The organism is Baekduia sp., assembly GCF_035318805.1.
GTDB lineage: Bacteria > Actinomycetota > Thermoleophilia > Solirubrobacterales > Solirubrobacteraceae > Baekduia.
In genome coordinates this window covers 1-24,188 of sequence record NZ_DATHDY010000031.1, presented here as the reverse complement: position 1 = coordinate 24,188, position 24,188 = coordinate 1, and the positions used below count along the sequence as shown (strand labels likewise).

24 protein-coding genes are annotated in these 24,188 nt (G+C 72.6%); 17 read left to right on the top strand and 7 right to left on the bottom strand.

Going from position 1 to position 24,188, the window contains the following annotated elements; genetic code table 11:
• Position 1: 1 nt before the first annotated feature.
• On the top strand, positions 2 to 364 hold the full coding sequence (locus VK501_RS07950) for a hypothetical protein (protein ID WP_324336391.1): 363 nt from the start codon (positions 2 to 4) through the stop codon (positions 362 to 364).
• A 28-nt stretch (positions 365 to 392) separates the two neighbouring features.
• On the opposite strand, the gene VK501_RS07945 is transcribed toward VK501_RS07950, so the two are convergent.
• The 4 genes from VK501_RS07945 to VK501_RS07930 all read right to left on the bottom strand — a co-directional run bounded on the left by VK501_RS07945 (position 393) and on the right by VK501_RS07930 (position 4,394).
• Positions 393 to 1,421, bottom strand: coding sequence for a L,D-transpeptidase family protein (locus tag VK501_RS07945; protein WP_324336389.1), 1,029 nt, complete (start codon positions 1,419 to 1,421; stop codon positions 393 to 395).
• A gap of 33 nt (positions 1,422 to 1,454) precedes the next feature.
• Entirely contained in the window at positions 1,455 to 2,354 is a 900-nt protein-coding gene (locus VK501_RS07940; RefSeq protein ID WP_324336387.1) for a type II CAAX endopeptidase family protein, read from the bottom strand.
• Positions 2,351 to 3,058, bottom strand: coding sequence for an HAD-IA family hydrolase (locus VK501_RS07935; RefSeq protein WP_324336385.1), 708 nt, complete (start codon positions 3,056 to 3,058; stop codon positions 2,351 to 2,353). The genes VK501_RS07940 and VK501_RS07935 overlap by 4 nt, the downstream gene beginning before the upstream one ends.
• A 79-nt stretch (positions 3,059 to 3,137) precedes the next feature.
• Positions 3,138 to 4,394, bottom strand: a complete 1,257-nt coding sequence (locus VK501_RS07930; protein ID WP_324336383.1) for a mannosyltransferase family protein — start codon at positions 4,392 to 4,394, stop codon at positions 3,138 to 3,140.
• Between VK501_RS07930 and VK501_RS07925 the strand changes: the two genes are divergently transcribed.
• The 4 genes from VK501_RS07925 (at position 4,395) to thiL (ending at position 9,333) form a co-directional block, all read left to right on the top strand.
• Complete coding sequence (locus VK501_RS07925; RefSeq protein ID WP_324336381.1) at positions 4,395 to 5,177, top strand: mechanosensitive ion channel family protein; 783 nt, start codon at positions 4,395 to 4,397, stop codon at positions 5,175 to 5,177.
• A 661-nt stretch (positions 5,178 to 5,838) separates the two neighbouring features.
• Complete coding sequence (locus VK501_RS07920; RefSeq protein ID WP_324336379.1) at positions 5,839 to 8,073, top strand: transglycosylase domain-containing protein; 2,235 nt, start codon at positions 5,839 to 5,841, stop codon at positions 8,071 to 8,073.
• 65 nt (positions 8,074 to 8,138) lie between these two features.
• Positions 8,139 to 8,357: a translation initiation factor IF-1 gene (infA, locus tag VK501_RS07915; RefSeq protein WP_324336377.1), complete on the top strand. Its 219-nt coding sequence runs from the start codon at positions 8,139 to 8,141 to the stop codon at positions 8,355 to 8,357.
• A complete protein-coding gene (gene thiL / locus VK501_RS07910; RefSeq protein WP_324336526.1) occupies positions 8,350 to 9,333 on the top strand; it encodes a thiamine-phosphate kinase in 984 nt (327 codons plus the stop codon). The genes infA and thiL overlap by 8 nt, the downstream gene beginning before the upstream one ends.
• A 224-nt stretch (positions 9,334 to 9,557) precedes the next feature.
• Here the strand turns inward: thiL and VK501_RS07905 are convergent, their stop codons facing one another.
• Both VK501_RS07905 and VK501_RS07900 read right to left on the bottom strand, forming a co-directional pair.
• On the bottom strand, positions 9,558 to 10,247 hold the full coding sequence (locus VK501_RS07905; protein WP_324336375.1) for a class D sortase: 690 nt from the start codon (positions 10,245 to 10,247) through the stop codon (positions 9,558 to 9,560).
• 72 nt (positions 10,248 to 10,319) lie between these two features.
• Positions 10,320 to 12,107, bottom strand: a complete 1,788-nt coding sequence (locus tag VK501_RS07900; protein WP_324336373.1) for a hypothetical protein — start codon at positions 12,105 to 12,107, stop codon at positions 10,320 to 10,322.
• A 23-nt stretch (positions 12,108 to 12,130) separates the two neighbouring features.
• Between VK501_RS07900 and VK501_RS07895 the strand changes: the two genes are divergently transcribed.
• From VK501_RS07895 to VK501_RS07875, 5 genes are all read left to right on the top strand, one after another.
• A complete protein-coding gene (locus tag VK501_RS07895) occupies positions 12,131 to 12,844 on the top strand; it encodes a response regulator transcription factor (RefSeq protein WP_324336371.1) in 714 nt (237 codons plus the stop codon).
• A 120-nt stretch (positions 12,845 to 12,964) separates the two neighbouring features.
• Entirely contained in the window at positions 12,965 to 14,374 is a 1,410-nt protein-coding gene (locus VK501_RS07890) for a HAMP domain-containing sensor histidine kinase (protein ID WP_324336367.1), read from the top strand.
• The gene (locus tag VK501_RS07885; RefSeq protein ID WP_324336365.1) at positions 14,371 to 15,591 is read left to right on the top strand and encodes a S1C family serine protease; all 1,221 of its coding nucleotides are present in this window, start codon (positions 14,371 to 14,373) and stop codon (positions 15,589 to 15,591) included. The genes VK501_RS07890 and VK501_RS07885 overlap by 4 nt, the downstream gene beginning before the upstream one ends.
• 13 nt (positions 15,592 to 15,604) lie before the next feature.
• A complete protein-coding gene (locus tag VK501_RS07880) occupies positions 15,605 to 16,882 on the top strand; it encodes a glycosyltransferase (protein WP_324336362.1) in 1,278 nt (425 codons plus the stop codon).
• A gap of 38 nt (positions 16,883 to 16,920) precedes the next feature.
• Positions 16,921 to 18,384, top strand: a complete 1,464-nt coding sequence (locus VK501_RS07875) for a trehalose-6-phosphate synthase (protein WP_324336357.1) — start codon at positions 16,921 to 16,923, stop codon at positions 18,382 to 18,384.
• Positions 18,385 to 18,574: 190 nt separating this feature from the next.
• On the opposite strand, the gene VK501_RS07870 is transcribed toward VK501_RS07875, so the two are convergent.
• Positions 18,575 to 18,979 carry a hypothetical protein gene (locus tag VK501_RS07870; protein WP_324336355.1) on the bottom strand — a complete coding sequence of 135 codons (405 nt, stop codon included), beginning with the start codon at positions 18,977 to 18,979 and terminating at the stop codon, positions 18,575 to 18,577.
• A 101-nt stretch (positions 18,980 to 19,080) separates the two neighbouring features.
• Here VK501_RS07870 and rpsF point away from each other — a divergent pair, with 101 nt between their 5' ends.
• From rpsF to VK501_RS07835, 7 genes are all read left to right on the top strand, one after another.
• On the top strand, positions 19,081 to 19,464 hold the full coding sequence (rpsF, locus tag VK501_RS07865; protein ID WP_324336353.1) for a 30S ribosomal protein S6: 384 nt from the start codon (positions 19,081 to 19,083) through the stop codon (positions 19,462 to 19,464).
• Between the two features lie 199 nt (positions 19,465 to 19,663).
• Positions 19,664 to 20,143: a single-stranded DNA-binding protein gene (locus VK501_RS07860; protein ID WP_324336351.1), complete on the top strand. Its 480-nt coding sequence runs from the start codon at positions 19,664 to 19,666 to the stop codon at positions 20,141 to 20,143.
• A 580-nt stretch (positions 20,144 to 20,723) separates the two neighbouring features.
• The gene (gene rpsR, locus VK501_RS07855; protein ID WP_324336349.1) at positions 20,724 to 21,056 is read left to right on the top strand and encodes a 30S ribosomal protein S18; all 333 of its coding nucleotides are present in this window, start codon (positions 20,724 to 20,726) and stop codon (positions 21,054 to 21,056) included.
• A 3-nt stretch (positions 21,057 to 21,059) separates the two neighbouring features.
• On the top strand, positions 21,060 to 21,509 hold the full coding sequence (rplI, locus tag VK501_RS07850; protein WP_324336348.1) for a 50S ribosomal protein L9: 450 nt from the start codon (positions 21,060 to 21,062) through the stop codon (positions 21,507 to 21,509).
• A 143-nt stretch (positions 21,510 to 21,652) separates the two neighbouring features.
• The gene (dnaB, locus tag VK501_RS07845) at positions 21,653 to 23,041 is read left to right on the top strand and encodes a replicative DNA helicase (RefSeq protein WP_324336346.1); all 1,389 of its coding nucleotides are present in this window, start codon (positions 21,653 to 21,655) and stop codon (positions 23,039 to 23,041) included.
• Positions 23,042 to 23,044: 3 nt separating this feature from the next.
• Complete coding sequence (locus VK501_RS07840) at positions 23,045 to 23,785, top strand: ATP-binding protein (RefSeq protein WP_324336345.1); 741 nt, start codon at positions 23,045 to 23,047, stop codon at positions 23,783 to 23,785.
• A gap of 28 nt (positions 23,786 to 23,813) precedes the next feature.
• Positions 23,814 to 24,188, top strand: a 375-nt coding sequence (locus VK501_RS07835; protein ID WP_324336343.1) for an adenylosuccinate synthetase, incomplete at its 3' end; no start/stop codon positions are given.

Sequence of the window (24,188 nt, the reverse complement as noted above, 5' to 3'; positions counted from 1 at the left end):
CGTGCTGGAACGTGCCCTGCGCCTCGCCGCGATCATCTGCAGCCTGCTGGTGGTCGCCGGTTGGGGCTGGTTCGCCGCGGACGAGACCGGCGCGGCGTCCCGGGACACGCAGGCCGAGATCGCGGGCCAGGTGGCCACACGGACGGTCGATCCGGATCCCGACCAGGAGCGTGCTCGGGAGCAGGCCCACGGCAAGGTCCACGAGTACGTGGACGATGCCAACGACGTGCTGCTGCGCCCGTTCGCCGCCGTCACGGCCGACAGCTCGAGCAAATGGCTGCGGCGCTCGATCCCGGCGCTGCTGGCGCTGGTGGTCTACGGCTTCGGCCTCGGCCTGCTGGCCCGCTTCGCGGCAGGGCGCTGATGGACGCGGCGCTCGCCGCGTCCCGGTCCTACCGGTACACGTCCACGTAGTCGCCGTAGGCGATCCAGCGGAAGATCGAGATCGCGTCGGGGACCGGGGTGCGCAGGCAGCCGTGGCTGGCGGCGAAGGTCGGCACGTCCGCGTAGCCGTGGATGCCGTAGCCGCCGTGGAAGTAGCTCGTGTAGACCATGCCCTTGGCGTTGGTGCCCGGGGTCTTGGAGTACACGCGGTAGCTGCCGAGGATCGTCGGCGTCGAGGGCTTGCCCGACGAGATCGGGTAGATCCGCTCCACCTTGCTGCCGCGGATCAGCGCCAGGACCTGGAGCGAGAGGTCGGCCTCGACGTGCTTGCCCTGCCTGGGGAAGCGGACCTTGAACGCCCCCGCGCCGCGGGCGAGCTTGCGGAAGACGTCCGTGGTGGCGTCCTGCGTGCGCGCCATCCCGGTCACCTTGCGGAAGGCGAGGACCGCGCGCGCCGTGCGCCCGTCGTAGACGCCGGCCTGGCCGATCACGTAGCCGAAGGCCTTCAACTTGCTCTGCAGCACGCGGACGGCCAGGCCCTTGGAGCCGGGGCGGGCGCGCAGCGGGAGGACGTCGACCCCCTGGCCCTTGGCGACCATCGTCAGCAGCTGCGCGGTGGCGCGGTGGCTCGCGCGCACCGTGACGTGGCCCGCCGAGGACGTCCGGTAGCCGAGGACGAACGTGCCGCTCGTCCCGCTCTTGGTGGGCTTGATCGTGACCTGGCGGCTGGCGAGCTTCTTCGCGCCGCGGTAGAAGCGCACGACGACCTTCTGGCCCGCGACGTAGGGCGTGACCGCGCCGCGGACGCGGATCCGGTCGCCGGCCAGCACGCTGGCGGCCTTGCCGTTGACGCGCTCGAGCGTGAGGCCGAGGGTGCCCGCAGCGGGCGCGGGCGCCGGGACGGGCACCGTCGTGGGCGCCGGCGTGGCGGTCGTCGGTGCGGGCGTGGCGCTGGTCGGAGCGGGATCCTGCGCGGCGGCCGGACCGGCCCCGGCCAGGAGGAGCAGGGCGGGCGACAGGGCGATCAGGCGGCGCATGGCGCCGCCATCCTACCCGCGTCGGTGGCGCGCTCACCCCGCCGGAGCGGGCGCCGGCGCGGCTGGCGCGGCGGCGGTCGGCCGCGGCTCGGGCCAGAAGCGCAGCGCGAGCCAGATCAGGAGCGCGATGGTGCCCAGCGAGCCGACCAGCACGACCGGGACCTGCCAGCTCCATCCCTCGCTGCTGCTCATGGCCACCGAGTTGTTGATGCAGTGCAGCGCGATGCCCGGATAGAGCGAGCCGGTGTACTCGCGCAGGAGCGCGAGGCCCATGCCCAGCAGGGCCAGCGGCACGATGAACGCGATCGGCGAGCCGAAGACGTGAACGGTGCCGAAGGCCAGGCCGGTGAGCGCCGCGGCCCGCCAGACGCCCATCCGGCGCAGCGCGCCGTAGAAGTAGCCGCGGAAGAAGAACTCCTCGGCCAGCGGTGCGCACACGGTCACCACGAAGGTCACGCCGATGAGCGCCACCGTGCTGTCCTTGGCGCCGAGCTCCTCGGTGATCGTGTCCTTGGCGTCGGGCTCGCCGATGATCTGCAGCCACACGTAGCTGGCGACGACGAAGATCAGGTAGCCGGCGACCGTGAAGCCGACGGCGCGCCAGAAGGGCGCCGGCCGCAGGCCGAAGTGCCACGGCCGCGGGAAGGCCGTCATGCGAGCGAACACCAGCGCGGCGCCGATGAGGCAGGCGTCCTGGACGACGACGGAGAGGATGCTCACCGAGGCCGGCGTCTTGTTGAAGTCGGCGCCGAGGATCGCGGCGATCAGGCCGAGCACGAGCGCCCCGACGATGGCGGCGGCGAAGCCGGCCAGCAGGGCGGCCGGCGCGGTCCAGGCCGGCCAGGGCGGCGGCGCGGACCGCGTCTCGGCGCCGAGGGGCCGCTCGGGATGCTCGGGGGGAGAGGGGTGATCGGCGGGCGGCTCGCTCGTCATCGCAAGGGAAGATAGGCCGCCACGAGCGCAGGCAGCCCCCGCAGGTCCTCCAGGACGGCCACGCCGGGACACGCCGCGGTGCCGTCCCGGGCCACGAGCACGGGTCGGATGCCGGCGCTGCGGGCGCCCTCCACGTCGGCGCCGACCATGTCGCCGGCGTGCACCGCGGCGGCCGGCGCGACGCCGCCGGCCAGGTCCAGCGCGCGAGCGAAGATCGCGGGATCGGGCTTGGAGGAACCGCACTCGGCCGACGTGATCGCCCCGTCGAGCAGGGGCGCGAGCCCGGTGTCGGCCAGCACGCCGTGCAGCGAGACGTCCCAGTTGCTGACGACGACCAGGCGGGTGGCGCCGTCGTCGCGCAGCGCGGCAAGCGTCTCGGCGACCTCGGGGTACGGGCGGAAGCGCAGGCTGGCCAGCAGCACGGCGCGCAGGTCGGGCAGGCCGCGGGCGTGCGGAGGCAGCGCGGCGTCGAGCACCCGCGCGCAGCGGTCGCGCAGCGCCTCGAGGCGCTCGGCGTCCGAGGCCTCGTCGTGATGGGCGCGGTAGTAGGCGATCTCGGCGCGCAGCGCCGTCCGCGCCTCGTCCTCGGTGATCGCCACGCCGCGCGCCGCCAGCTCGGCGCGCAGCGGCGGCCACGGCGGCTCGAGCTCCAGCAGGACGCCGAGGGCGTCGAGCAGCACGGCGCGGCGCGCCGGAGCGGTCACGCAGCACCCCATGCCGCGCGAGCGAGTCCCTGGGCGTGCCCGCGCACGGAAGCTCGCCCCCTGGGCGGGTCGTCCGCGTTCATGCAACCCAGTGCCACGTCGCAAACAGCGCGCTGCAGGCCGCCAGGCCCGCGACGAAGATCGAGATGACCGCCGCGCGGCGCCATGCAGGCCCGCGGGCCAGCCACCATCCCAGCCAGATGAACAGCGGGAAGAGCACCGCCTCGAAGCGCACGAGCGACATCAGCGGCTGGGGCGCCACCGGGTAGGACAGCGGCAGCAGCAGCGCCGCCAGCGCGTAGGCGCCGTAGGCCAGGGGCAGCCGGCGCAGCGCGCCGATCACCGCGGGCACGGCCGCCACGAGGCAGGCCAGCAGCGCGATGTTGTGGCGCCCGATCGCCATCGGGTCGCCCGCCGCCCGGGTGAAGTACACGGGGTCGTCGGACCCGTGCGCGATCTGGCGCACACCGTCCCACGCCGCCACCACGCCGTCGCGGACGCCCGCCCACGGCCCGGCGAGGCTGCGGTGCCAGGTGTCCTGCGCCGAGAACGGCGCGTCGGCCGGATGGCCGGCCAGGGCCAGGTACCCGCAGAACGCCGCGAGCCCGAGCGGCACGCCCACCAGCCACAGCAGGTCGGGCACGCGCGCCTCGCGGGCGCGCCACGCGTCCAGCCACAGCAGCGCCAGCGGCACGAGCAGCAGCAGCCCCGCGCTGCGCGTGGCGGCCGCCAGCGCGCCGAGCGCGCCCGCCACCAGCCAGCGGCCCTGCCGCGCCGCCAGCACCGCGCCGACCGACACCATCAGGAACAGCGACTCCGAGTAGGCGGCCGAGAACCACAGCGCGCCGGGGAACAGCGCCAGTGACAGGACCGCCCAGCGCGCGCCCTCCTCCCCCACCTCGATCACCGCGAGCCGGTGCAGCGCCGCCAGGCCGACGACGAACGCCGCGCACGAGATCGCGATCGCGGCGACCAGCGGCGAGCCGCAGAGCGTGCCGCCGATCCGCACCAGCAACGGGTAGAGCGGGAAGAACGCCGTGCGGTCGCCGCCGTCGTAGCCGGAGTCGGCGATCGTCAGGAACCACACGGAGTCCCAGCGGGCGGCCGGCGCGACCAGCAGGTCGCCGACCGCCCCGAACGGGCGCGTCACCCCGGCCGGGTCGAACGCGAGGCGATGCCCGGCGTGCACGCCCCAGACGGCGATCGCGCCGATCCCGGCGACCCAGACCACCAGGCGCGAGAGCCAGAACGCACGCCACGCGACGGCGAAGTCGGCGCGCCACGGATGCGTCGCCGGGCGTGGGGACGCCTGCGGCTTTTGTACGGTCACGCCCACGTGAGGACCATCGTCGCAGCCCAGTCGTTCCTGGATAAGTACGCCAACCTCTTCACCGCCGTCGGGACGATCATCGCCGCGGTGGTGGCCGTCGTGCTCGTGGATCGGTTCCTGGTGCACCGCGCGAGCAGCCTGGCCCACGCGGTCGCCGGGGATCGCGGCCTGTCGCGCGACGCCGCCACGCGCCTGCGCTTCGCCCGCCGCGCGATCGAGGCGATCATCGTGCTCATCGCGTTCGCCGTCGCGCTGTCGCAGTTCGACTCGCTGGACCGCGTCGGGCGCACGATCCTCGCCTCCAGCGCGATCACCGCCGCCATCGTCGGCTTCGCCGCGCGCCAGACGCTGGCCAACGGCGTCGCCGGCATCCTGCTGGCGATCGTGCAGCCGATCCGGATCGGCGACCTGGTGACCTTCGAAGGGGAGACCGGGACCGTGGAGGACGTCGGGTTGGCCTACACGTGGCTGCGCACGGGCGCCGACGCGCGCATCCTGATCCCCAACGAGCGGCTGGCGAGCGGCGTGCTGCGCAACGACTCGATCCGCTCGCCCACGGTGGCCGTGCAGGTCTCGGTGTGGGTGGCGCCCGACGCGGAGGAGTCCGTCGCGGTCGCCGCGCTGAACGCCATCGAGGGCGTGAGCGCCCGCATCGAAGAGGCAACGCACGAGGGCCTGCGCCTATTGGTGACGGGCGCGCCGGGCCCACCCAGCGAGCGCCTCGCCCACGAGGGCGACCTCCGCGCCTCGGCGCTCGCGGCGCTGCGGGCGGCGGGTGTTCGGGGGTAGCTGTGGGCACTTGGTCGTGACCCGGGGCGTGGTTGGTCGGCGGCGCCGTGTGGCGTCGCCCCCGCGCTGCGCTGCGCGCTCGCGTGGCGGTGGCGCTGGCGTCGGTCGGTGGTATCGCTGCGGCCGGGGCGCCGACGGCGCTGGCATCGATCACGCGCTTTGCCGCTCCGCGCGGATGGCGACGTCACACGTCCCCGCTACGTCCACAGCTTCGGCACACGGCTGCGCCGCCCAGCGCTCCCGCGAACGCCGCCGGCGCGGCTCGCGGACCGGTGGCGCTGAGCCTCCGTCGGTTCTCGGCTTGGACCGAGAAGTGCTCACGAGCGTCGGGGAAGGATGGAGCGCTGCCGCGGGGACGGTCCATGGCGGCACTCCGTGACGTCGGCATCCGCGCGGAGCGGCTAAGCGCGTGATCGATGCCACGGCGGATCGCGTCGCCCGGCACAGCGATACCGACGACCGATGTACGCGCCGCCAAACACGCGAGCGCGCAGCGCAGCGCGGTGACGGCGTCGCGGAGTGCCGCCCAGCCAGCCCCGCCCGAGCCACCCGCAGCTGGCGCAACGAGAGCCCCACCGGCGGAGGGTTCTCGGAAGCGGGCTAGAATCACGGACTCGCGTGCGCGCCCTCGGGAGGGGCTGACCAGCGCTACGCCCAACTTATGTCCCGCCGCGAACGACAGCGCCGCCGCCGTCGCAACAAGGGCGGCCCCGGCCGCCCCCTCTTGCTCGCCTTCGGCGTCTTGACGCTGTTCGCCGCCCTGGGCGCGCTCGGCGCCGTCGGCTGGGTCGTGTCCGTCGCGACCTCCGGCCCGTCGCTGGACAGCATCAAGCCGCAGGACCAGGGCGCCGCCTCGGTCATCTACTCCGCCGACGGCCAGCGCCTCGGCTTCATCAGCACCGACGTGCTGCGCACCCCGGTCACCGGCGGCCAGATCCCGCAGGTCGCCCGCGACGCGACCGTCGCGATCGAGGACCGGCGCTTCTTCGACCACAAGGGCGTCGACTTCGAGGGCGTCGTCCGCGCGGCGGTCAAGAACCTCGAGTCCAAGAAGGACGTGCAGGGCGGCTCGACGCTGACGATGCAGCTGATCCGCAACCTGTACACCAAGGACACGGTGCGCAATGGCGTCGAGGGCTACAAGCGCAAGATCCGCGAGGCCAAGCTCGCCGAGGAGCTCGAGAACAAGCACCCCGGCGTCCGCGGCAAGCGCTGGATCCTCGACAGCTACCTCAACAACGTGCCCTACGGCACGGTCGGCGGCAAGACCGCGGTGGGCATCCAGGCCGCGTCGCGCATCTTCTATGACAAGCCCGCCTCCAAGCTGACGCTCGCCCAGGCCGCGCTGCTGGCCGGCCTGCCCCAGGCGCCGTCGGTCTACAACCCCTTCCTCAGCGCCTCGAAGGCCAAGGCGCGCCGCGACGACGTGCTGCGCCGGATGGCCGAGCAGGGATACATCACCCAGGCCGCGGCGGCCAAGGCGATCAAGCAGCCGCTGGGCGTCAAGCCGAACGGCTACTACTCCAAGAAGCGCGAGAGCTACTTCTACGACTACGTCCAGCAGCAGCTGGTCTCGGAGTACGGCCGCGCCCGCGTTCAGGCCGGCGGCATGCACATCTACACGACGCTGGACCTCAAGATGCAGCGGGCCGCACGCAAGGCGCTCGACGACAACCTGGCCGGCACCGACCGCTCGGGCGCCATCGTGTCGGTCGACCCGCGCAACGGCGACCTCAAGGCCATGGCCTCGACCGCCACGTACGGGCAGTTCAAGTTCAACCTGGCGTCCCAGGGCCACTACGCGGCCGGCTCGACGTTCAAGGTGATGGTGTTGATGACCGCCCTGCGCAAGGGCGTGGACCCCAACACCACGACCTACACGTCGATGCCCCTGAAGTTCAACGACCCCAAGTGGGGGCCGATCGACGTCCAGACCTACTCCCACAGCTACATCGGCCGCGCGAACCTCGTCAAGGCGACGCTGACGTCCGACAACTCGATCTACCAGCAGCTCGACCTCGACCTCGGCCCCGAGGAGGTCAAGAAGACGGCGATCGACATGGGGATCAAGTCCCCCGTCGACGCGCTGCCCGCCGCGGCGCTCGGCGGCCTGACGAAGGGCATCACGCCGCTGGAGATGGCCAACGCCTACGGGACGATCGCCTCCCACGGCTGGCGCAACCGCGTCAGCGCCGTGCGCAAGGTCTGCTTCCCCAAGAAGCTGGGCGGGTTCGACTGCAAGTCCGAGAAGGCGCACCGCCACCGCGCCTTCGAGGACGGCGTCACCGCCAAGGCCACCGAGATCCTCAAGCAGAACGTCGAGGGCGGCACGGGCACCAAGGCCCAGTTCGGCTGCCCCGCCGCGGGCAAGACCGGCACCGTCGACGACTTCACCGACGCCTGGTTCGTCGGCTTCACGCCGCGCCTGGCGACGTCGGTGTGGGTCGGGCACGCGACCGACCGGCGCACCCTCGGCCCGGGCGCCGCGGGCGGCGAGGTCGCCGCGCCGATCTGGGGCGCCTACATGAAGACGGCGCACGGCTCGTACTGCGGCGACTTCGCCAAGCCGAAGAACCCGTTCGTCTCCACGCCGTTCTTCGGCAAGTACGCCAAGACCGGCGTCACGGACAACAAGGTCGATCCCGGCAGCTACCAGACCAACGGCAACGGGAGCCAGGCGCTGGAGACCGGCAAGGGCAACGGCGCCAACGGCGGCAACGGCAACGGCTCCACCAAGTACCCGCCCGACCAGTACCAGACGCCGCCGCAGACGCCGCCCGCCACCCAGACGCCGGGCACGACCGGCGACACCGGGACCGGCGGCGGCACGGGCACCGGGACCGCGACGCCCGCCCCCGACACGGGCGCCGGCGGCGGCACGGCGCCACCCCCGTAGACACGGTCCTCCCGTAGCAGAACGCGTCGGTCGCGCGTCGCACGCCCTGGTACGGTCTCGGCGCGATGCCCAAGGAGGACAAGGTCGAGTTCGAGGGCGAGGTGACCGAGGCGCTCCCGAACGCGATGTTCAAGGTGCAGCTCGACAACGGCCACGAAGTCCTGGGCCACGTCGCCGGCAAGATGCGCCGCTTCCGGATCCGCATCCTCCCCGGCGACCGCGTCCGCGTCGAGCTCAGCCCGTACGACCTCAACCGGGCCCGTATCGTCTACCGGCATCGCTGAGCCTCCGCCACCCGCCGAGGGCGAGCACGCCCTCATCGCGGCCTTCCAGGAGCTGCTGACCAACCGCTCGCCGCGCGTGGTGCGCTGGTCCGGCGACGACTGCGCGGTCGTCGCGGCCCGGCCGTTCCAGGCCGTCAGCACCGACGCGATGGTCGACGGCGTGCACTTCCTGATGCACCATCCCGACGTGACGGCCGCCGACGTCGGGCACCGCGCGCTGGCCGGCGCGCTGAGCGACCTGGCCGCCATGGGCGCCGACGCCGGCGAGGCCTACGTCGCGCTCGGCCTGCCGCCGGGGTTCACCCGCGACGACGCGGTCGCGCTGGCCGGCGGGATGGAGGATCTCGCGCGCCGCACCGGCACGACGATCGCCGGCGGCGACGTCACGCGTGCGCCCGTGCTCACCATCGTGGTCACGGTCGTCGGCTGGGCCGAGCGCGAAGCGGACCTGATCGGTCGCGACGGCGCGCAGCCGGGCGACGTCGTGGTCGTCACCGGCCCGCTCGGCGCCTCGGGCGCGGGGCTGGCGATCCTCACCGGCGAGGCCACAGGACCCCGGGCGCTCGTGCGGCGCCACCTGCGCCCGGAGCCGCGCCTGGAGGCCGGCCGCGCGCTGGCGGCCGCGGGCGCCCACGCGCTGATCGACCTCTCCGACGGCATCGCGACCGACGCAGCGCACCTGGCGCAGGCCGGTGGCGTGCGGATCGAGGTCGACCTCGCCGCGCTGCCGCTGGCCGACGGGGTCGCGGCCGTGGCGGCGCAGCTGGGCGTCGGGGCGGCCGAGCTGGCCGCCACGTCGGGCGAGGACTACGAGCTGTGCGCCTGCCTGGCACCGGAGGCCGTCGCCGCGCTCGGCGGTGCCGTGACGGTCGTCGGCCGCGTGACGGCCGTGCCTGCCGGCGGCGAGCCGGGGCTCAGCCTTGCGGGCGCGGACGGGGCCCGGCCGCTGCGCGGTCACGAGCACCCCGTCGGCTGACCGACGGCGCGTCCGCGCGCCGCGAGGCCGCCTTGCGCAGCAGCGCCTCGGCGACCAGATGGGGGTCCACGACATAGGCGTCGTCCTGGACCTGAGCTTTGAGCTCCTTCGCGTACATGTCCCTGCCTTGCTCGACCGGTTCGGCTGGAGTCGCCTCCCGCCGGCACCCTCTCTCGGAGCGGTGATCCGGGGCAGGCGCGTACCGGGCTGGATCCTCCATCGGCTCAGGACGGCTTCGCTTTGAGCGGAGCGCGGCCAAACTCCGACCCTTGTCCAGCCCGGGCGAAGCCGAGGGGGACGACGGAGGTCAACCGCGAGAAGACGACGATGCGCTGAGCAGCGCTGAACAACGGGTGGCAGGCCGACAGAACCAGCCGGTCGGTCGTCGCGCGCTTCAGGATCCACAGCGCGTCGGCGTCGACGATGCGCGTGCGCTCCACGCGGTAGGTGAACGTCGCGTAGGGCATCTGCACCGTGATGCGGTCGTCGGGTCTGAGCTCGTCGAGGTGGCGAAACGGCGCGAGGTAGGTCGTCCGGTGCCCCGCGATCGCCGCCGTCCCCGGGACGCCGGGCAGGGGCGTGCCGTCGTAGGTGCCGGGGCCCTTGCGCAGGTCGCCGGGATCCGAGCCCTTGACCAGCACGAAGTCCGCCCCGAGGCGCCCGATCTTCAGCCGCCCCACGGCGTCGCCCGGCGCGGTGCGGCGCTGCAGCGAGCGCGCCAGGAACGCGATGCGCTCCCGCTCGCCGTCCAGGCCCGCGAGCGCGCGCGCCTCCAGGCGCGTCGGGCCCCGGGCCTCGAGGCGCCGCAGGTCGCCGCTGAGCCCGTGCTGGCGGATGCGGGTCTGCAGCGCCGTGACCGGCTCCTGCCACAGCAGCGTCGTGGCGGCGTCGGCGAGCACGAGCGCGCCGGCCACGATCAGGACGGTCGAGAGGCCGCGGAGGACCCGCCGCCGACGCTCCGGGACGGGCGCACGCGCCGCCATCGGCTACCGCCGCAGGCCCGAGGGCGTACCGCCCAGCGAGCCCGGTCCCGCGTAGCTGACCGGTCCGCGGACCGTGACCTCGTCGGGGTCGTCGTCGCGCGGGCGGCGCCGGCGCAGCGCCAGCAGGCAGGCGCCGACGGCGCAGCCCCACACGAAGCTCCACAGCACCCATGAGCCGATCGGGATGTGCCCACCGGCGACGAGCACCGTCCAGAACCACGCGCCACGGACCGGGCCCATGCCGAACGCCCGCGCGTCGACCAGGCCGACGAGCGCCAGCGGGAAGAGCGCGAAGACGACGATCGCCAGCGACGCCCAGCGCGGCAGGCGCAGGTCGGGCGTCAGCGCCCACGGCCAGATGTGGACGGCGGGGATCACGAGCGCCGCGGCGTACGGGTTGCCCAACCAGAGCGCGCCCGCCACGACGAGGGTCGTCAGCCCGACGGCCACGACGCCGCCGGGCTGATCGGACGTCGGCGACCGCCGGGTCGGACGCGCCGCGCCGGCGGCGTGCAGCAGCGCCGGGCGCGCGACCAGCCAGCCGAGCGCGAAGATCAGGAGGATCGCGACGAACGCGATCACCGATCCCGTGCCGAGCGCCAGCGCGGCCGGCGGCACGGGCGCGCCCGGGGCGACCGAGATCAGCCCGATCGCGGCGAGGAGCACCGCGAACAGGCACGCCATCAGGAACGGGACCGACCCGGCCAGCGCCCAGACGCCCCAGGCGCCGAGCGGCTCGCGGCGGCGGCGCAGCCGCGCGAGCGCGTCGACGCCCATGAGCAGCGGCGGCAGCAGCAGCGTGCCGACCAGCAGCCGGACCGACCAGCCCGGCAGGACCTTGCCGCGGAGGACCAGGTCGTCGCGCGGCCGCGCGGCGTAGTCGCGGAAGTTGTCCAGCCCGTAGAGCACGCGCAGCGCAGCGCGGCCGAAGCGGGTCATGCGCCCGTCGCGCAGGGGCGCGCCGGCGGCGGGCGGGCGCTCGCCGCTGGCCGACAGCAGCACGGCGGGCTGCCCGGCGCGCAGGAACGGGCCCTGCTCGGAGATCGTCACGGGCACCGCCATGCGCAGCCACTGCGTCAGCGCACGCGGCGCCCCGGCGTCACTCCCGACCTCCGCGCGCACGGCCGCCTGCACCGTCCGCTGCAGCTGGATCGGCGCCTGGCCGAGGTCGTTGGAGACGCCGACGACGAACGGCCGGCGCGTGTTGGCGCTCGCGACGTCGCCGAGCACGAGCACCGCGTCGGCACGCCCCTGCAGCCGGCGGGCCTCCTCGCGCGCGCCCGCGAACCCTCCGCTGCCGCCGGAGGTCGAGATGAACGTGATGGTCCGGCGCAGCCGCCCGTCGGCCGCGACCCGGGCGAGCTCCAGCAGCGCGGCGGTCGCCGAGAGCTCGGCCTTCGCGCTCGTGCCGGCGGCGTCGCGGTGGGCGACGACGACGAGGCCGGGTCCCGGCATGCCGGGGCGCGTGGCGACGACGTCGACCAGATCGCGCTCGCCGTCGATCGTCTCGCCACGGAAGCGATGCTCCTCGACCGTGCCGGGAACGGTCTTGCGCAGCTGCGCGGCGATGTCGCCGGCCAGGCGCTCGTCGGCCGCGCTGCCGGGGCGGCGGCTCGTCGGGAAGCGGCGGGCCAGGGCGTCCAGCGTGTCCTGTGCCCGGATCCCGTCGAACGCCTCGGGGTTGAGCGTCGTCCCGATCGGACGCGGTCGATCCTGGAGGGAGAACGCCGCCACGAGCAGCGCGAGGAGCACGGGCACGAACGCGACGCGGTAGAGGCGCGGATCGAGCATGCACATACAGTGTGTCTCACCCGATGGCCGAACGCGCCCCCCGGATCCTCCTCGCCGACGACGAGCAGTCGATCCAGACCCTGCTGAGCTTCCCGTTGCGCAAGGACGGCTACGACGTGACCACCGCGTCGGACGGCCGCGAGGCGCTCGCACGGTTCAACGAGAGCCGGTTCGACCTCGTCGTGCTCGACGTGATGATGCCGCGCATGGACGGCCTGGAGGTGTGCCGGCGGATCCGGGCCCGCCACAACGTCCCGATCATCATGCTCACGGCCAAGGCCGAGGAGATCGACAAGGTGCTCGGCCTCGAGTTGGGCGCCGACGACTACATCACCAAGCCCTTCTCGCTGCGCGAGTTCCGCAGCCGCGTGCGGGCCGCGCTGCGCCGCGCGGGCATGCAGACGCAGGCCGAGCCCGAGGCCGAAGACCTCCCGCTGACCGTCCACGAGCTGGAGATCGACCCGGCCAAGCGCGCCGTCCGCATCCGCGACACGTCGGTCGAGCTGACGTTCGTCGAGTTCGAGATCCTCAACGCCCTGGCGCGCAACCCGGGCCGCGTGTTCACGCGCGACATGCTGCTGACGCGCATCTGGGGCGACAGCGCGTACCGCGACCCGCGCACGATCGACGTGCACATCCGCCACCTGCGCGAGAAGCTCGAGACCGACGCCAAGGACCCCGAGTACCTCTTCACGGTCCGGGGCGTCGGCTACCGCTTCCGCGACGAAGCGCGATAGGGGTGCCGTTGGCGGCCAGCGAGGCCGAGGCCCACGACGGCCAGCCGTCGCCGCCGGAGGTGGGTCCCCAGTCGCGACAGCGACACAGTCTCTAGCTCTCGGCGAGAATCCGCGGCGTCCATGAGATCGCTGCGCACCCGCCTCGCGCTGTCTGTCTTCGTGATCGTCCTCGGGACGGTCGCGATCGTCACGCTGGGCGTGCTCACCTCGCTGCAGGACGCGCTGCGCGACCAGGCGCTGCAGGAGCTGCAGGCCGACGGCCAGCGCTACTCGCGCTCCATCGACGCGGCGATCGACCGCGGCGCCTCGGCGGGCCGCATCAACGGCCTGGTCCGCGACGCGGCCGACGCAACGACGGCACGCGTGACGCTGCTGGGCATGTACCGCCAGGCCGGCGACCTCAAGACATGGTTCAAGTCCGACTCGACCCGCCAGGTCGAGATCCGCGACCTGCGCTTCGACGTCGCCGCCGAGGCGGGCCGCACCGGGCGGCCCGCGACGGGCGTGGAGTCGGGCGACAGCGGCCGCGTCGGCGAGGCCGCGATCCCGCTGCTCTACCAGGACCCGCGCACGCACCGGCGGGTCGTCGGCACGGTGGTCGTCTTCTCAAAGCCGATCGACGACATCACCGCCGACGTCGCGCTCGTGCGCCACCGGCTGCTGACCGCGGGGCTGGCCGCGCTGCTCATCGCCACGCTGGCCGGCTGGCTGGTCGCACGGGCGATCTCGTGGCGGGTCCGGCGCCTGGAGGCGGTGGCCGACCGCGTCGCGCAGGGCGACCTGTCGGCGCGCTTCCCCGTGGACTCCCGCGACGAGCTGGGACAGCTCGCGCGCACGCTCGAGTCGATGCGCCGCCAGCTCGCCGAGCTCGACGACGCCCGCAAGCGGTTCATCGCCATCGCCTCGCATGAGCTGCGCACGCCGCTGTTCAGCCTCGGCGGGTTCCTCGAGCTGCTCGAGGAGGAGGACCTCGACGAGGACACCCGCCGGCGCTTCGTCGCGCAGCTGCGCGAGCAGGTCGGGCGGATGCAGAAGCTCGCCACCGACCTGCTCGACCTCTCCAAGCTGGAGGCCGGCTCGCTGGAGCTGCGCGCCGAGCGCACGGATCTCGGCGTGGTCGCGCGCACGGTCGCCGACGAGTTCAGCCCCGCGCTGAGCAGCCATGACTCGCACCTGGAGCTGCGCCTGCCGCCGGCGCCGATCGTCGTCGATGGCGATCCCGAGCGCATCGCCCAGGTCATGCGCATCCTCATCGACAACGCGATCACCCACACGCCGCCCGGCACCGACCTCGTCGTCTCGGCCTCGCGCCGCGGCGATCGCGCGCGCCTGGGAGTGGGGGACTTCGGACCGGGTATCCACCGCACCATGCTCCCCCGCATCTTCGAGCCGTTCGTGACGACCGACGACGCCCAGGGCTCCGGCCTCGGGCTCGCGATCGCCGGGGAGCTGGCCGAGCGCATGAACGGGCGGCTCGCCGTCGACAGCCAGCCCGGGCGCACGACGTTCACGCTGGAGCTGCCGGTATGAGGGCGACGACGGCCGCGCGCGCGGCGGCGGGCCTCGCGACCGCGATGGCGTTCGCCCTGCCGGCGGCCGGATGCGGGCGCGACAGCTCTGGCGGCGACGGGAGTGGCGGCGGCGCCCGGGGCACGTCCACCGCGCAGACCCGGACGCAAACCGAGACCGTCCAGCGCACCACGCGCGTCGAGGTCGTGCGGCAGGCCGGCGCCGACACGGGCTTCGACCCGCAGGGGATCTACCGGCGCGAGTCGCCGGGCGTCGTGACGCTCCTGGCGATCGACCCCGGCACGGGCTCGTCGGCGCGCGGCGGCCTCGGGTCGGGCTTCGTGGTCGACGCCAGCGGCGAGATCGCCACCAACGCGCACGTGGTGACCAGCGGCACGGGCCGCTCGATCAAGCCCGCGCGCGAGGTGTTCGTCCGCTTCGGCGACGGCAACCAGGTCGCCGGCCGGATCGTCGGCTTCGACCCGTTCTCCGACGTGGCGCTGGTCAAGGTCGATCCCCGCGGCCTGACGCTGCGGCCGCTGCCGCTCGGCTCGATCGCGGCCGTCCACGTCGGCGAGCCGGTCGCGGCCATCGGGTCGCCGTTCGGCGAGGAGCGCTCGCTGTCGGTCGGCGTCATCTCGGCGACGGGCCGGTCGATCGAGTCGCTCACGGGCTTCCAGACCTCGGGCGCGCTGCAGACCGACGCTGCGATCAACAGCGGCAACTCGGGCGGCCCGCTGCTGGACGCGCGCGGCCGCGTGCTCGGGATCAACTCGCAGATCCGCACGACCTCGGGCGAGGGCAGCGGCGTCGGGTTCGCGGTGCCGGTCGACGTCGTCCGGCGATCGCTGGACCAGCTGCGCGCCACCGGCCACGTGCGCTACGCCTTCCTCGGCGTCTCGACGCAGGGCGTCTACCCGCAACTGGCCGAGCGGTTCCACCTCGGGACCGAGCGCGGCGCGTGGATCCAGGCGGTCGTCCCGGGCGGGCCGGCCGCCGGCGCGGGGCTGAAGGCCGGGACCGATCGCCAGCGCTTCCAGGAGACGCCGTGGCGCGTCGGCGGCGACATCGTGACGACGGTGGAGGGCGAGCCGATCCGCCAGGACGCCGACCTCGCGCTCGCCGTCCAGGACCACGCGCCGGGCGAGACCGTGACGCTGGGCCTCATCCGCGACGGCAAGCCTCGCACCATCGAGGTACGACTCGGAACGCGGCCGCTGCAGTCGCCGCGCGGGTAGTTAGGCTCAGTTCGTGCTCCAGCCGGTCGCCGTCGGGTCCAAGATCCTCACGGACTACACCCACATCGTGGGGCGTGAGCTCATCGCGGAGATCCGCGAGCTCGCCGAGCCGCTGCAGGGCGCCCGCGTCGCGCACATCTCCGCGACCGCGTTCGGGGGCGGCGTCGCCGAGATCCTGTACACGCTCGTGCCGCTGATGAAGGACGTCGGGCTCGACGTCGAGTGGCAGATCCTCTACGGGCGCGAGGAGTTCTTCAACGTCACCAAGCTGATGCACAACGCGCTGCAGGGCGCGCCGGACGACCTCACCGACGAGCAGTGGGACATCTGGCAGAAGTACAACGAGATCAACGCCGCTGAGCTGCACGACGGCTGGGACGTGTGCCTCGTGCACGACCCGCAGCCGGCGGGCCTGCTCGCGCTCGTCCCCGAGAAGGCGCGCAGCTGGGTGTGGCGCTGCCACATCGACCTCTCGACGCCGAACCCGAGCACGATCGACCGGCTGCTGCCCTACATCCGCGACTACCCCGAGTCGCTGTTCCACATGGAGACCTACGTGCCCGACGGCCTGCGCGGGACGGTCAACGTCGTGCCGCCGGCCATCGATCCGCTCGCGCCCAAGAACATGGCCCTGTCGCCCGACGACGCGGCCTTCGTCTGCAACCAGTTCGGCATCGATGTGGACCGGCCGCTGATGTGCCAGGTCTCGCGCTTCGACCCGTGGAAGGACCCGCTCGGTGTCATCGATGCGTACCGGCTGGTCAAGGAGGAGATGCCCAGCGTGCAGCTCGCGCTCGTCGGCTCGATGGCCAGCGACGACCCCGAGGGCTGGGACTTCTACAACGCGACCGTCGCCCACGCCGACGGCGACCCGGACATCTTCATCCTCAACAACTTCAACAACGTCGGCTCGATCGAGGTCAACGCGTTCCAGTCGCAGTCCGACGTGGTCGTGCAGAAGTCGACGCGGGAGGGCTTCGGCCTGACCGTGAGCGAGGCGCTGTGGAAGGGGCGGCCGTTCGTGGGCGGCGACGTCGGCGGGATCCCGCTGCAGGTCGAGAACGGGATCAGCGGCTACCTCGTCGACACGCCCGAGCGGTGCGCGGCCCGCTGCCTGGACATCCTGCAGGACCCGGCACTGGGCAAGGCGCTCGGCCGGCGCGGCAAGGAGCACGTCCGCAAGCACTTCCTCACCCCGCGCTACCTGCGCGACTACCTCAAGATCTTCAGCGAGCAGCTGGGCGTCGGCGTGCATGCCGAGCAGGCTCGCGTGGAGGACGACGCCGCATGAGCAGTCACCAACAAGAACCCGACCATGCGGTGCGCCGCATGACCACCCAGAAGCGCCCGCTGGTGCTGGTCTCCAACCGCGGGCCCGTGACGTTCGACGACGACGGCGGCTTCAAGCGCGGGACCGGCGGCCTGGTGACGGCGCTCACCGGCCTGGCGTCGCACCGCGAGGTCGTCTGGATCGCCTCGGCGCTGACCGCGGGCGACGCCAGGCGCGCCCAGGAGGCCGACGGCCAGTCCTTCGACGTCGAGGCCGGCGGCGACGGCGAGTTCCAGGTCCGGCTGGTCGAGAGCGACCCCGACGCCTACGACCGCTTCTACAACATCTTCGCCAACCCGATGCTGTGGTTCATCCAGCACTACCTCTGGGACCTCTCCAACGCCCCGGACGTGCGGCGCCACGAGATCGAGGCGTTCGAGTTCGGCTACAACGTGGTCAACGAGGACCTGGCCAAGGCCGTCGTGGAGGAGATCGACGGCGTCGACGAGCCCGTCGTGATGGTCCACGACTACCACCTGTACACCTTGCCGGCGCTCGTCCGCAGGGCGCGGCCCGACGCGTTCCTCCATCACTTCGTGCACATCCCATGGACCCAGCCCGACGCCTGGCGCGTCCTGCCGCGCGGCGTGCGGACCGAGATCTACGAGGGCCTGCTGGCCAACGACATCATCGGCTTCCACACCCGGTCCTACCGCTGGAACTTCCTGCAGTGCTGCCGTGACCTGCTCGAGAACGTCGAGGTCGACTTCGACGCCGGCGTCGTGCGCTTCGAGGACCGCGAGGTCTGGGTGCGGGCCTACCCGCTGCCGATCGACGCCCAGGCGATCCGGCGCACCGCGCAGTCCGAACGCGTCGCCGAGTTCGAGGCCGAGCTGCTGCGCCGCCGCCGCGAGCACCTGGTCCTGCGCGTCGACCGCGCCGACCTGTCGAAGAACGTCCTGCGCGGGTTCACGGCGTTCGACCTCTTCCTCGAGCAGCACCCCGAGTTCCGCGAGAAGATCACGTTCGTCGCGCAGCTCATGCCGTCCCGAACCGACGTGCCCGAGTACGCGGAGTACCTGGAGCGCATCGAGGCGATCGTGGCGGTGGTCAACCACCGCCACGGCACGCCCGACTGGATGCCGATCCAGTTGAAGTTGAAGGACGACCTCGAGGACGCCGTGGCGGCCTATAAGAACTACGACGTCCTCCTGGTCAACGCGATGTTCGACGGCATGAACCTCGTGGCCAAGGAGGGGCCGATGGTCAACGAGCGCCACGGCGTCTCGATCCTCTCGGAGAACACCGGCGCCCACGAGGAGCTCGGCGAGTTCGCCCTCAGCGTCAACCCGTTCGACATCCAGGAGCTCGCCGACTCCATCCACGCGGCGCTCACGATGAGCCCCGCCGAGCGCCAGCGCCGGGCCCAGGGCCTCCAGCAGATCATCACGTCCCGCAATCCGGGTGACTGGATCGACGACCAGATCGCCGACATCCGCAAGAAGGCCGGCGTGGAAGCGTAGAGGGGGCGCCGGCGCTTGTGGCGTTCCGCTCGGGCGCTGGTCGTGCCGCGGCGCGTGGTTCGTCGGCAATGACGGAGACAGGGTGAGCGAGGGCGCCGGCGCGGCTGGTCATCCTCGGCGGTCCTGGGGGATCCGGGTCGGCTGACGGGGAATTATCCGGCACAGAGCGACCCGGACCCCGGCGCGCCGCCTAGGGCCGGAACTCCGCGCCGGACGGTGGCGCAGGGGGCGGGGTGGCGGCGACCGGCGGGGGTGGCGGCGCGGCGGGCGGCGGGAATGGGACGCGTGCCGGCGGGCGGCGGTGGCGCGTGCGGTCCGTGGCGTGGCGGCGGCCGGTCCGCGTGCGCCTGGGGCGCGCGCCGCGAGGCTCCGAGGCGGCCGCGGGCCGGGGCGGCGCCTGCGTGCGTGTTCGGCGCGAGGGCGCGGCGGGCGCGGGCGCGGACGGCTGCGCCGCCGCCTCCGACGGCGCCGGTGGCGGCAGCTCGGGCGCCGCGCCGCGCAGGTGCGGCCAGGAGATCAGCAGCGCCACGGCCGCCAGGACGGCGGCGGCGCGCGCCACGTTGGGCCAGCGGATCCGGTGCAAGAAGTCGTTCATCACATCCGCACAAGGCCCGCACGCGGCGCAACTCGCCCCCCGCACGTCCCGATCAGCACCCTCCCGCTATAATCCTTCGTCGCCCTCGGGGCACCTTCACCATGCCTGCACAGAACCCCACGTACGACCTGATGCTCCTCCTCGACACGGCTGCGCCGGAGGACCAGCGCGCCAAGGTGCTCGCCGAGGCTGAGCGCATCCTGGAGAGCAACGACGCCACCATCGTCAGCAAGCACGACTGGGGCACGCGTCGGACCGCCTACGAGATCCGCCACAAGCACGACGCGGACTACCACCTGCTCCAGTTCCAGGGCGGCCCCGAGGTCCCGGCGGCGGTCGGGCGCTTCCTGCGCATCACCGACGGCGTCATCCGCTTCCGCGTGATCAAGCTCCGCGCCGGCCTTCCGCCCGTGCCGGACCTCAGCGCCTCGAGCGAGCCCGCTCCCGAGGTCGCCGCGGAGTTCGCGCCGGTCGAGCGCCTGTAGCACCGGTCCTCGCACCGTCTCGCCGCACCCGCAGCGCCGCCTCCGCGGCGCTGCTGTCGTTCCGGGACGTGTCCGATCACCGGGCTTTGCGACGACTCTGCGACGAATCGGCCGCAGGGTGCAGGGTTTTGGCCCGTGCGATCCGGAGCGGCCCCTAGACTCGCCGCAGACTTCAAGTTCGCCCCCGAAAGGAGCCCTCGTGGCCGCCTCGAACATCAACCGGGTCATCCTGACCGGCAACCTGACCTTCGACCCTGAGCTGCGCTCGCTGCCGAGCGGCACCTCGGTCTGCAAGCTGCGTGTCGCCGTCAACACGCGCAAGAAGAACAACGCGACCGGCGACTGGGAGGACAAGCCCAACTACTTCGACGTCACGGTCTGGGGCGCGCAGGGCGAGAATTGCGCCAGGTACCTGGCCAAGGGCCGTCCGGTCGCCATCGACGGCCGCCTCGAGTGGTCCGAGTGGCAGGACAAGGACACCGGCAAGAACCGCTCGAAGGTCGAGGTCGTCGCCGACACCGTGCAGTTCCTCGGCGGGCGTGACGACCAGGGTGGCGGCGGCGGCCAGGCCGGCGGCTTCACCCCGCGCTCCGACGTCCCCGTCGACACGGGCGACTTCGCCCCGGCGGCCGCCTCCGCGCCCGTCAGCGCGCCGGCCGACGACGACATCCCGTTCTAGCCCCGGCGCGGGCATCGCCCGCGCGCGGGTCGTAGCGCCTTCGAGCCCCCGGACGCCCCGCGTCCGGGGGCTCGCGCGTTCCGGGCGCCCCGCGGCGTCAGGCCACGTGCCAGCATGCCCGCCGATGCCGCCCCGCTCGACCGGCGCCCGCTCAACCGGCGCCCGCTCAACCGGCCCCCGCCCGCCCGCGCCCCCACGCTCCCCGACGACCTCGCCGAGACCGACCTCGGCCAGATCGCCCTCGCCGACGAGGATCGCCTCGAGGGCCTCGAGCTCACCGGGACGCTGGCGCCCGGGACCGGCGCGCGCCTGGACCGCGTCGTCCTGCGCGGGTGCGACCTGCGCGAGGCGTCCCTGGAGCAGGCGCGCCGGCGCCGGGACGTTCGCGGCAGCCCTCGGCATCGCTATCGTGGAGCACGAAGCGCCCGAGTAGCCGCGCGTCCGGGGATCCATCCGGACCGTTCGCTACCGAGCGGAAGGCCGGTACGGCCGCCCACGTGTCACACTGTGGGTTCGCGCGCCCTCGTCGGCGCGCGTCCGCACGTCCAGACTTCATCGCACCAAAGAGGACTTCACACACGTGGCCAAGCAGCGCAAGAGCCCAGCGAAGCCGGCTCGCCGCAGGGACAAGAAGGGCGGACCCGGTTCCGGGCGCCGCAAGCCTTGTCCGTTCTGCAAGGACAAGATCGAGCACGTCGACTACAAGGACGTGACCAGCCTGCGCCGGTTCGTCTCCGAGCGCGGCAAGATCCGCTCCCGTCGCATCACCGGCGCCTGCCGCCGGCACCAGAGCGCCATCGCCCGCGCGGTCAAGCGCGCCCGCGAGGTGGCCCTGCTGCCGTACGCCGCCGAGCCCGCGTCGGAGAGCGTCGGCGGCCGCCGTGGCCGCGATCGCGATCGGGAGCGGGACTAGCCCGTGCCTGAGGCCATCCTCCTCAAGGACGTCGACGGCATCGGCGCCCGTGGCGCCGTCGTGGACGTCTCCAAGGGCTACCTCCGCAACTTCCTGATCCCGCGCAAGCTCGCCGCGCCGGCGACCAAGGGCGCCCTCAACGAGGCGCGCCGCACCCAGGAGGCCCACACCAAGGCCACCGCAGGTCGCATCGCCCAGGCGCACGAGTACGCCGAGCAGCTGAACAAGACGGTCCTCACGATCTCGCAGCAGGCCGGCGAGGACGGCCGCCTGTTCGGGTCGGTCACCACGCAGGACATCGCCGACGCGATCAAGGAGGCCCGCGCCATCGACGTGGACCGCCGCAAGATCCACCTCGACGAGCCCATCAAGAACGTGGGCACCTACCAGGTGGTCCTCGAGGTCAACGACGGCGTCACCGCCACCGTCAAGGTGATGGTCTCCGAGGCCTAGCCTCGACCCCACCGCAGCCTTCGCAGGACGGCGCCCCGCGGGGCGCCGTTCGTCGTTCTGGGGCGCCCGACGGCCGTGCCCGGACGTTGCGGGAACTTCGATTCCCGGCGTCTGCCCCCTCCGCTAGCGTCATTCGATTCACCGTGAGCGCGTACCCCGAAGCCCTTCCCTCGTCGGCCGGCCAGGCCCTGGCGCCGCCGCACTCGCTCGAGGCCGAGCAGTCCGTGCTGGGCGCCGTCCTGCTGTCCGACAAGGTGCACTACGCCTACGTCATCGAGGAGGGCCTCCGGCCGGAGGACTTCTACCGGGAGCGCCACCAGCTCATCTACGACTCGATGCTCACGCTCTACAACGAGAGCGAGCCGATCGACGTCGTCACGGTCACCGAGCACCTGCGGGCCCGCGGCGTGCTGGACGCGGCCGGAGGCCCCGCGGAGATCGACGCGCTGACGGCCGCGGTGCCCGCCGTCGGCAACCTGCGCCGCTACGGCTCGATCGTGCGCGAGATGTCGCTGCTGCGCAAGCTGCTCACGGCGACCTACCAGATCCAGTCCTCCGTCCACAACCACGAGGGCCTTCCGCGCGACATCGTCGAGCAGGCGGAGAAGGCGATGCTCGAGGTCGGTCGCGACGACCGTCAGAAGGACTTCCGCAAGGTCGGCGAGGTCCTCCACGAGGAGCTCGACCGCTGGCACGAGCTCTCGACCGAGGGCCGCTCGCTGACCGGCACCGCCTCGGGCTTCCACGACCTCGACGAGCTCACCGGCGGCTTCCAGCCCGGCAACATGATCATCTTGGCGGCCAGACCATCCATGGGGAAATCGGCTCTGGTCACCAACTTCGCCGAGAACGTCGCGCTGAGCGTCGACCGCCCGCGGCCCGTCGCGCTGTTCAGCCTGGAGATGTCGGAGCCCGAGCTGGCGCAGCGCTTCATCGCGTCGCAGGCGTCGATCAAGGGCGACGACCTGCGCAAGGGTCGGCTGCGCGACGAGCGCAAGTGGAAGCGGGTGCTGGAGACCGCGTCGCGGTATGACCGCGCGCCGCTCTACGTCGACGACTCGTCCGACATCGGCATCCTCGAGATGCGGGCCAAGGCGCGCCGCCTGCACCAGCAGACTATGGCCGAGTACGGCGGCCTGGGCCTCGTCATCGTCGACTACCTGCAGCTGCTGCGCACCGACGCGCGCACCGACAACCGCGTCCAGGCGATCGGCGAGATCTCGCGCGGCCTCAAGATCCTCGCGCGCGAGCTCGAGGTCCCGGTCATCGCGCTGTCGCAGCTGTCGCGTGGCGTCGAGTCGCGCACCGACAAGAAGCCGATGCTCTCCGACCTGCGCGAGTCCGGCCAGATCGAGCAGGACGCCGACCTCGTCATGTTCATCTACCGCGACGAGTACTACAACGAGAACACCGACCGCCCGGGCGAGGCGGACCTCATCGTCGCCAAGCACCGAAACGGCGGCCTGGGCGAGATCCCGCTCACCTTCCAGGGCGAGTACCCGCGGTTCCTCGGCCTGCAACGAGCGGCCTAGCCCGTGGCGCGCACCTGCCCCTTCTCGCTCTGTGACGGCAGCGGGATCCTCGTCGACGAGGACACCCGGACGTCGTCGTTCTGCCGTTGCCGCGACCAGGTTGTTGCCGAGCGCCAGGCCAAGGGCCTGCGCGCTGTCATCCCCAAGCTCTACGCGGGTTCGTCCTGGGATCGCTATCCCGTGCCTCAGATCAATCAAGCCGCGGTGTACGCCGTCCGGCGATACACCTCGCAGATCGACGAGCGGTTGGACCAGGGCGAGGGCCTCTGGATGTTCGGAGGCCACGGCACCGGTAAGACAACGCTGGCGATGCTCGTGTCCAAAGCTGCGATCTCAGCGGGTCATTCCGTGGCGATCTATTCGTTGCCACGGCTTCTTGCAGAGATCAGGCGGACGTTCGACGAGGGCAGCCCGATTACCCAGACCCAGCTGATCGACCAACTCACCGCCGTGGATCTCCTGCACATCGATGACGTGGGCGCGGAATCGACCAGCCCGTGGGTGCTCGAGCAGCTCTACGCGATCGTCAACGCCCGCTACGAAGCGAAGAAGGCGATCGTCGTAACCACGAATCTCAACGAGCGCGAAGAGTTGGCTGAGCAGATCGGCGCACGCACCGTCTCCCGCTTGGAGGAGATGTGCGAGGTGCTGCCTGTCACCGGCGCGGACCTTCGTCGGAAAACCTACGACCTGGTAGACGAACCCGACCCGGTGGCCTCACCAGTCACGTGGGACCGGGCGTAGGCCTTCGCCGCCTACACTTCCCAAAGAAATGCCAGGCACAGTGATCGTTGGCGCCCAATGGGGCGACGAGGGCAAGGGCAAGGTCATCGACCTCCTCGCCGAGCGAGCGGACGTCGTCGTCCGCTTCCAGGGCGGCAACAACGCCGGCCACACGATCATCCACGCGGGTGAGACGTGGAAGTTCCACCTCATCCCGTCGGGCATCCTCTACCCGGGCCGCACCTGCGTCATCGGCAACGGCGTCGTCGTGGACCCCGCGGTGCTGACCGCCGAGATCGACGACCTGCGCGCCCGCGGCGTCGACGTCAGCGGCCTGAAGCTCAGCGCCAACGCGCACCTGATCATGCCCTACCACCTGCTCCTCGACATGGAGGGCGAGCAGAAGCTGGGCAAGAACCTCATC

What these genes read in the sequence shown, in the direction of transcription:
- VK501_RS07945 (WP_324336389.1), bottom strand. Translation starts at nt 1,421, where the DNA reads ATGCGCCGCCTGATCGCCCTGTCGCCCGCCCTGCTCCTCCTGGCCGGG.
- VK501_RS07940 (WP_324336387.1), bottom strand. Translation starts at nt 2,354, where the DNA reads ATGACGAGCGAGCCGCCCGCCGATCACCCCTCTCCCCCCGAGCATCCC.
- VK501_RS07920 (WP_324336379.1), top strand. Translation starts at nt 5,839, where the DNA reads ATGTCCCGCCGCGAACGACAGCGCCGCCGCCGTCGCAACAAGGGCGGC.
- infA (WP_324336377.1), top strand. Translation starts at nt 8,139, where the DNA reads ATGCCCAAGGAGGACAAGGTCGAGTTCGAGGGCGAGGTGACCGAGGCG.
- VK501_RS07900 (WP_324336373.1), bottom strand. Translation starts at nt 12,107, where the DNA reads ATGCTCGATCCGCGCCTCTACCGCGTCGCGTTCGTGCCCGTGCTCCTC.
- VK501_RS07895 (WP_324336371.1), top strand. Translation starts at nt 12,131, where the DNA reads ATGGCCGAACGCGCCCCCCGGATCCTCCTCGCCGACGACGAGCAGTCG.
- VK501_RS07890 (WP_324336367.1), top strand. Translation starts at nt 12,965, where the DNA reads ATGAGATCGCTGCGCACCCGCCTCGCGCTGTCTGTCTTCGTGATCGTC.
- VK501_RS07885 (WP_324336365.1), top strand. Translation starts at nt 14,371, where the DNA reads ATGAGGGCGACGACGGCCGCGCGCGCGGCGGCGGGCCTCGCGACCGCG.
- VK501_RS07875 (WP_324336357.1), top strand. Translation starts at nt 16,921, where the DNA reads ATGACCACCCAGAAGCGCCCGCTGGTGCTGGTCTCCAACCGCGGGCCC.
- VK501_RS07870 (WP_324336355.1), bottom strand. Translation starts at nt 18,979, where the DNA reads ATGAACGACTTCTTGCACCGGATCCGCTGGCCCAACGTGGCGCGCGCC.
- rpsF (WP_324336353.1), top strand. Translation starts at nt 19,081, where the DNA reads ATGCCTGCACAGAACCCCACGTACGACCTGATGCTCCTCCTCGACACG.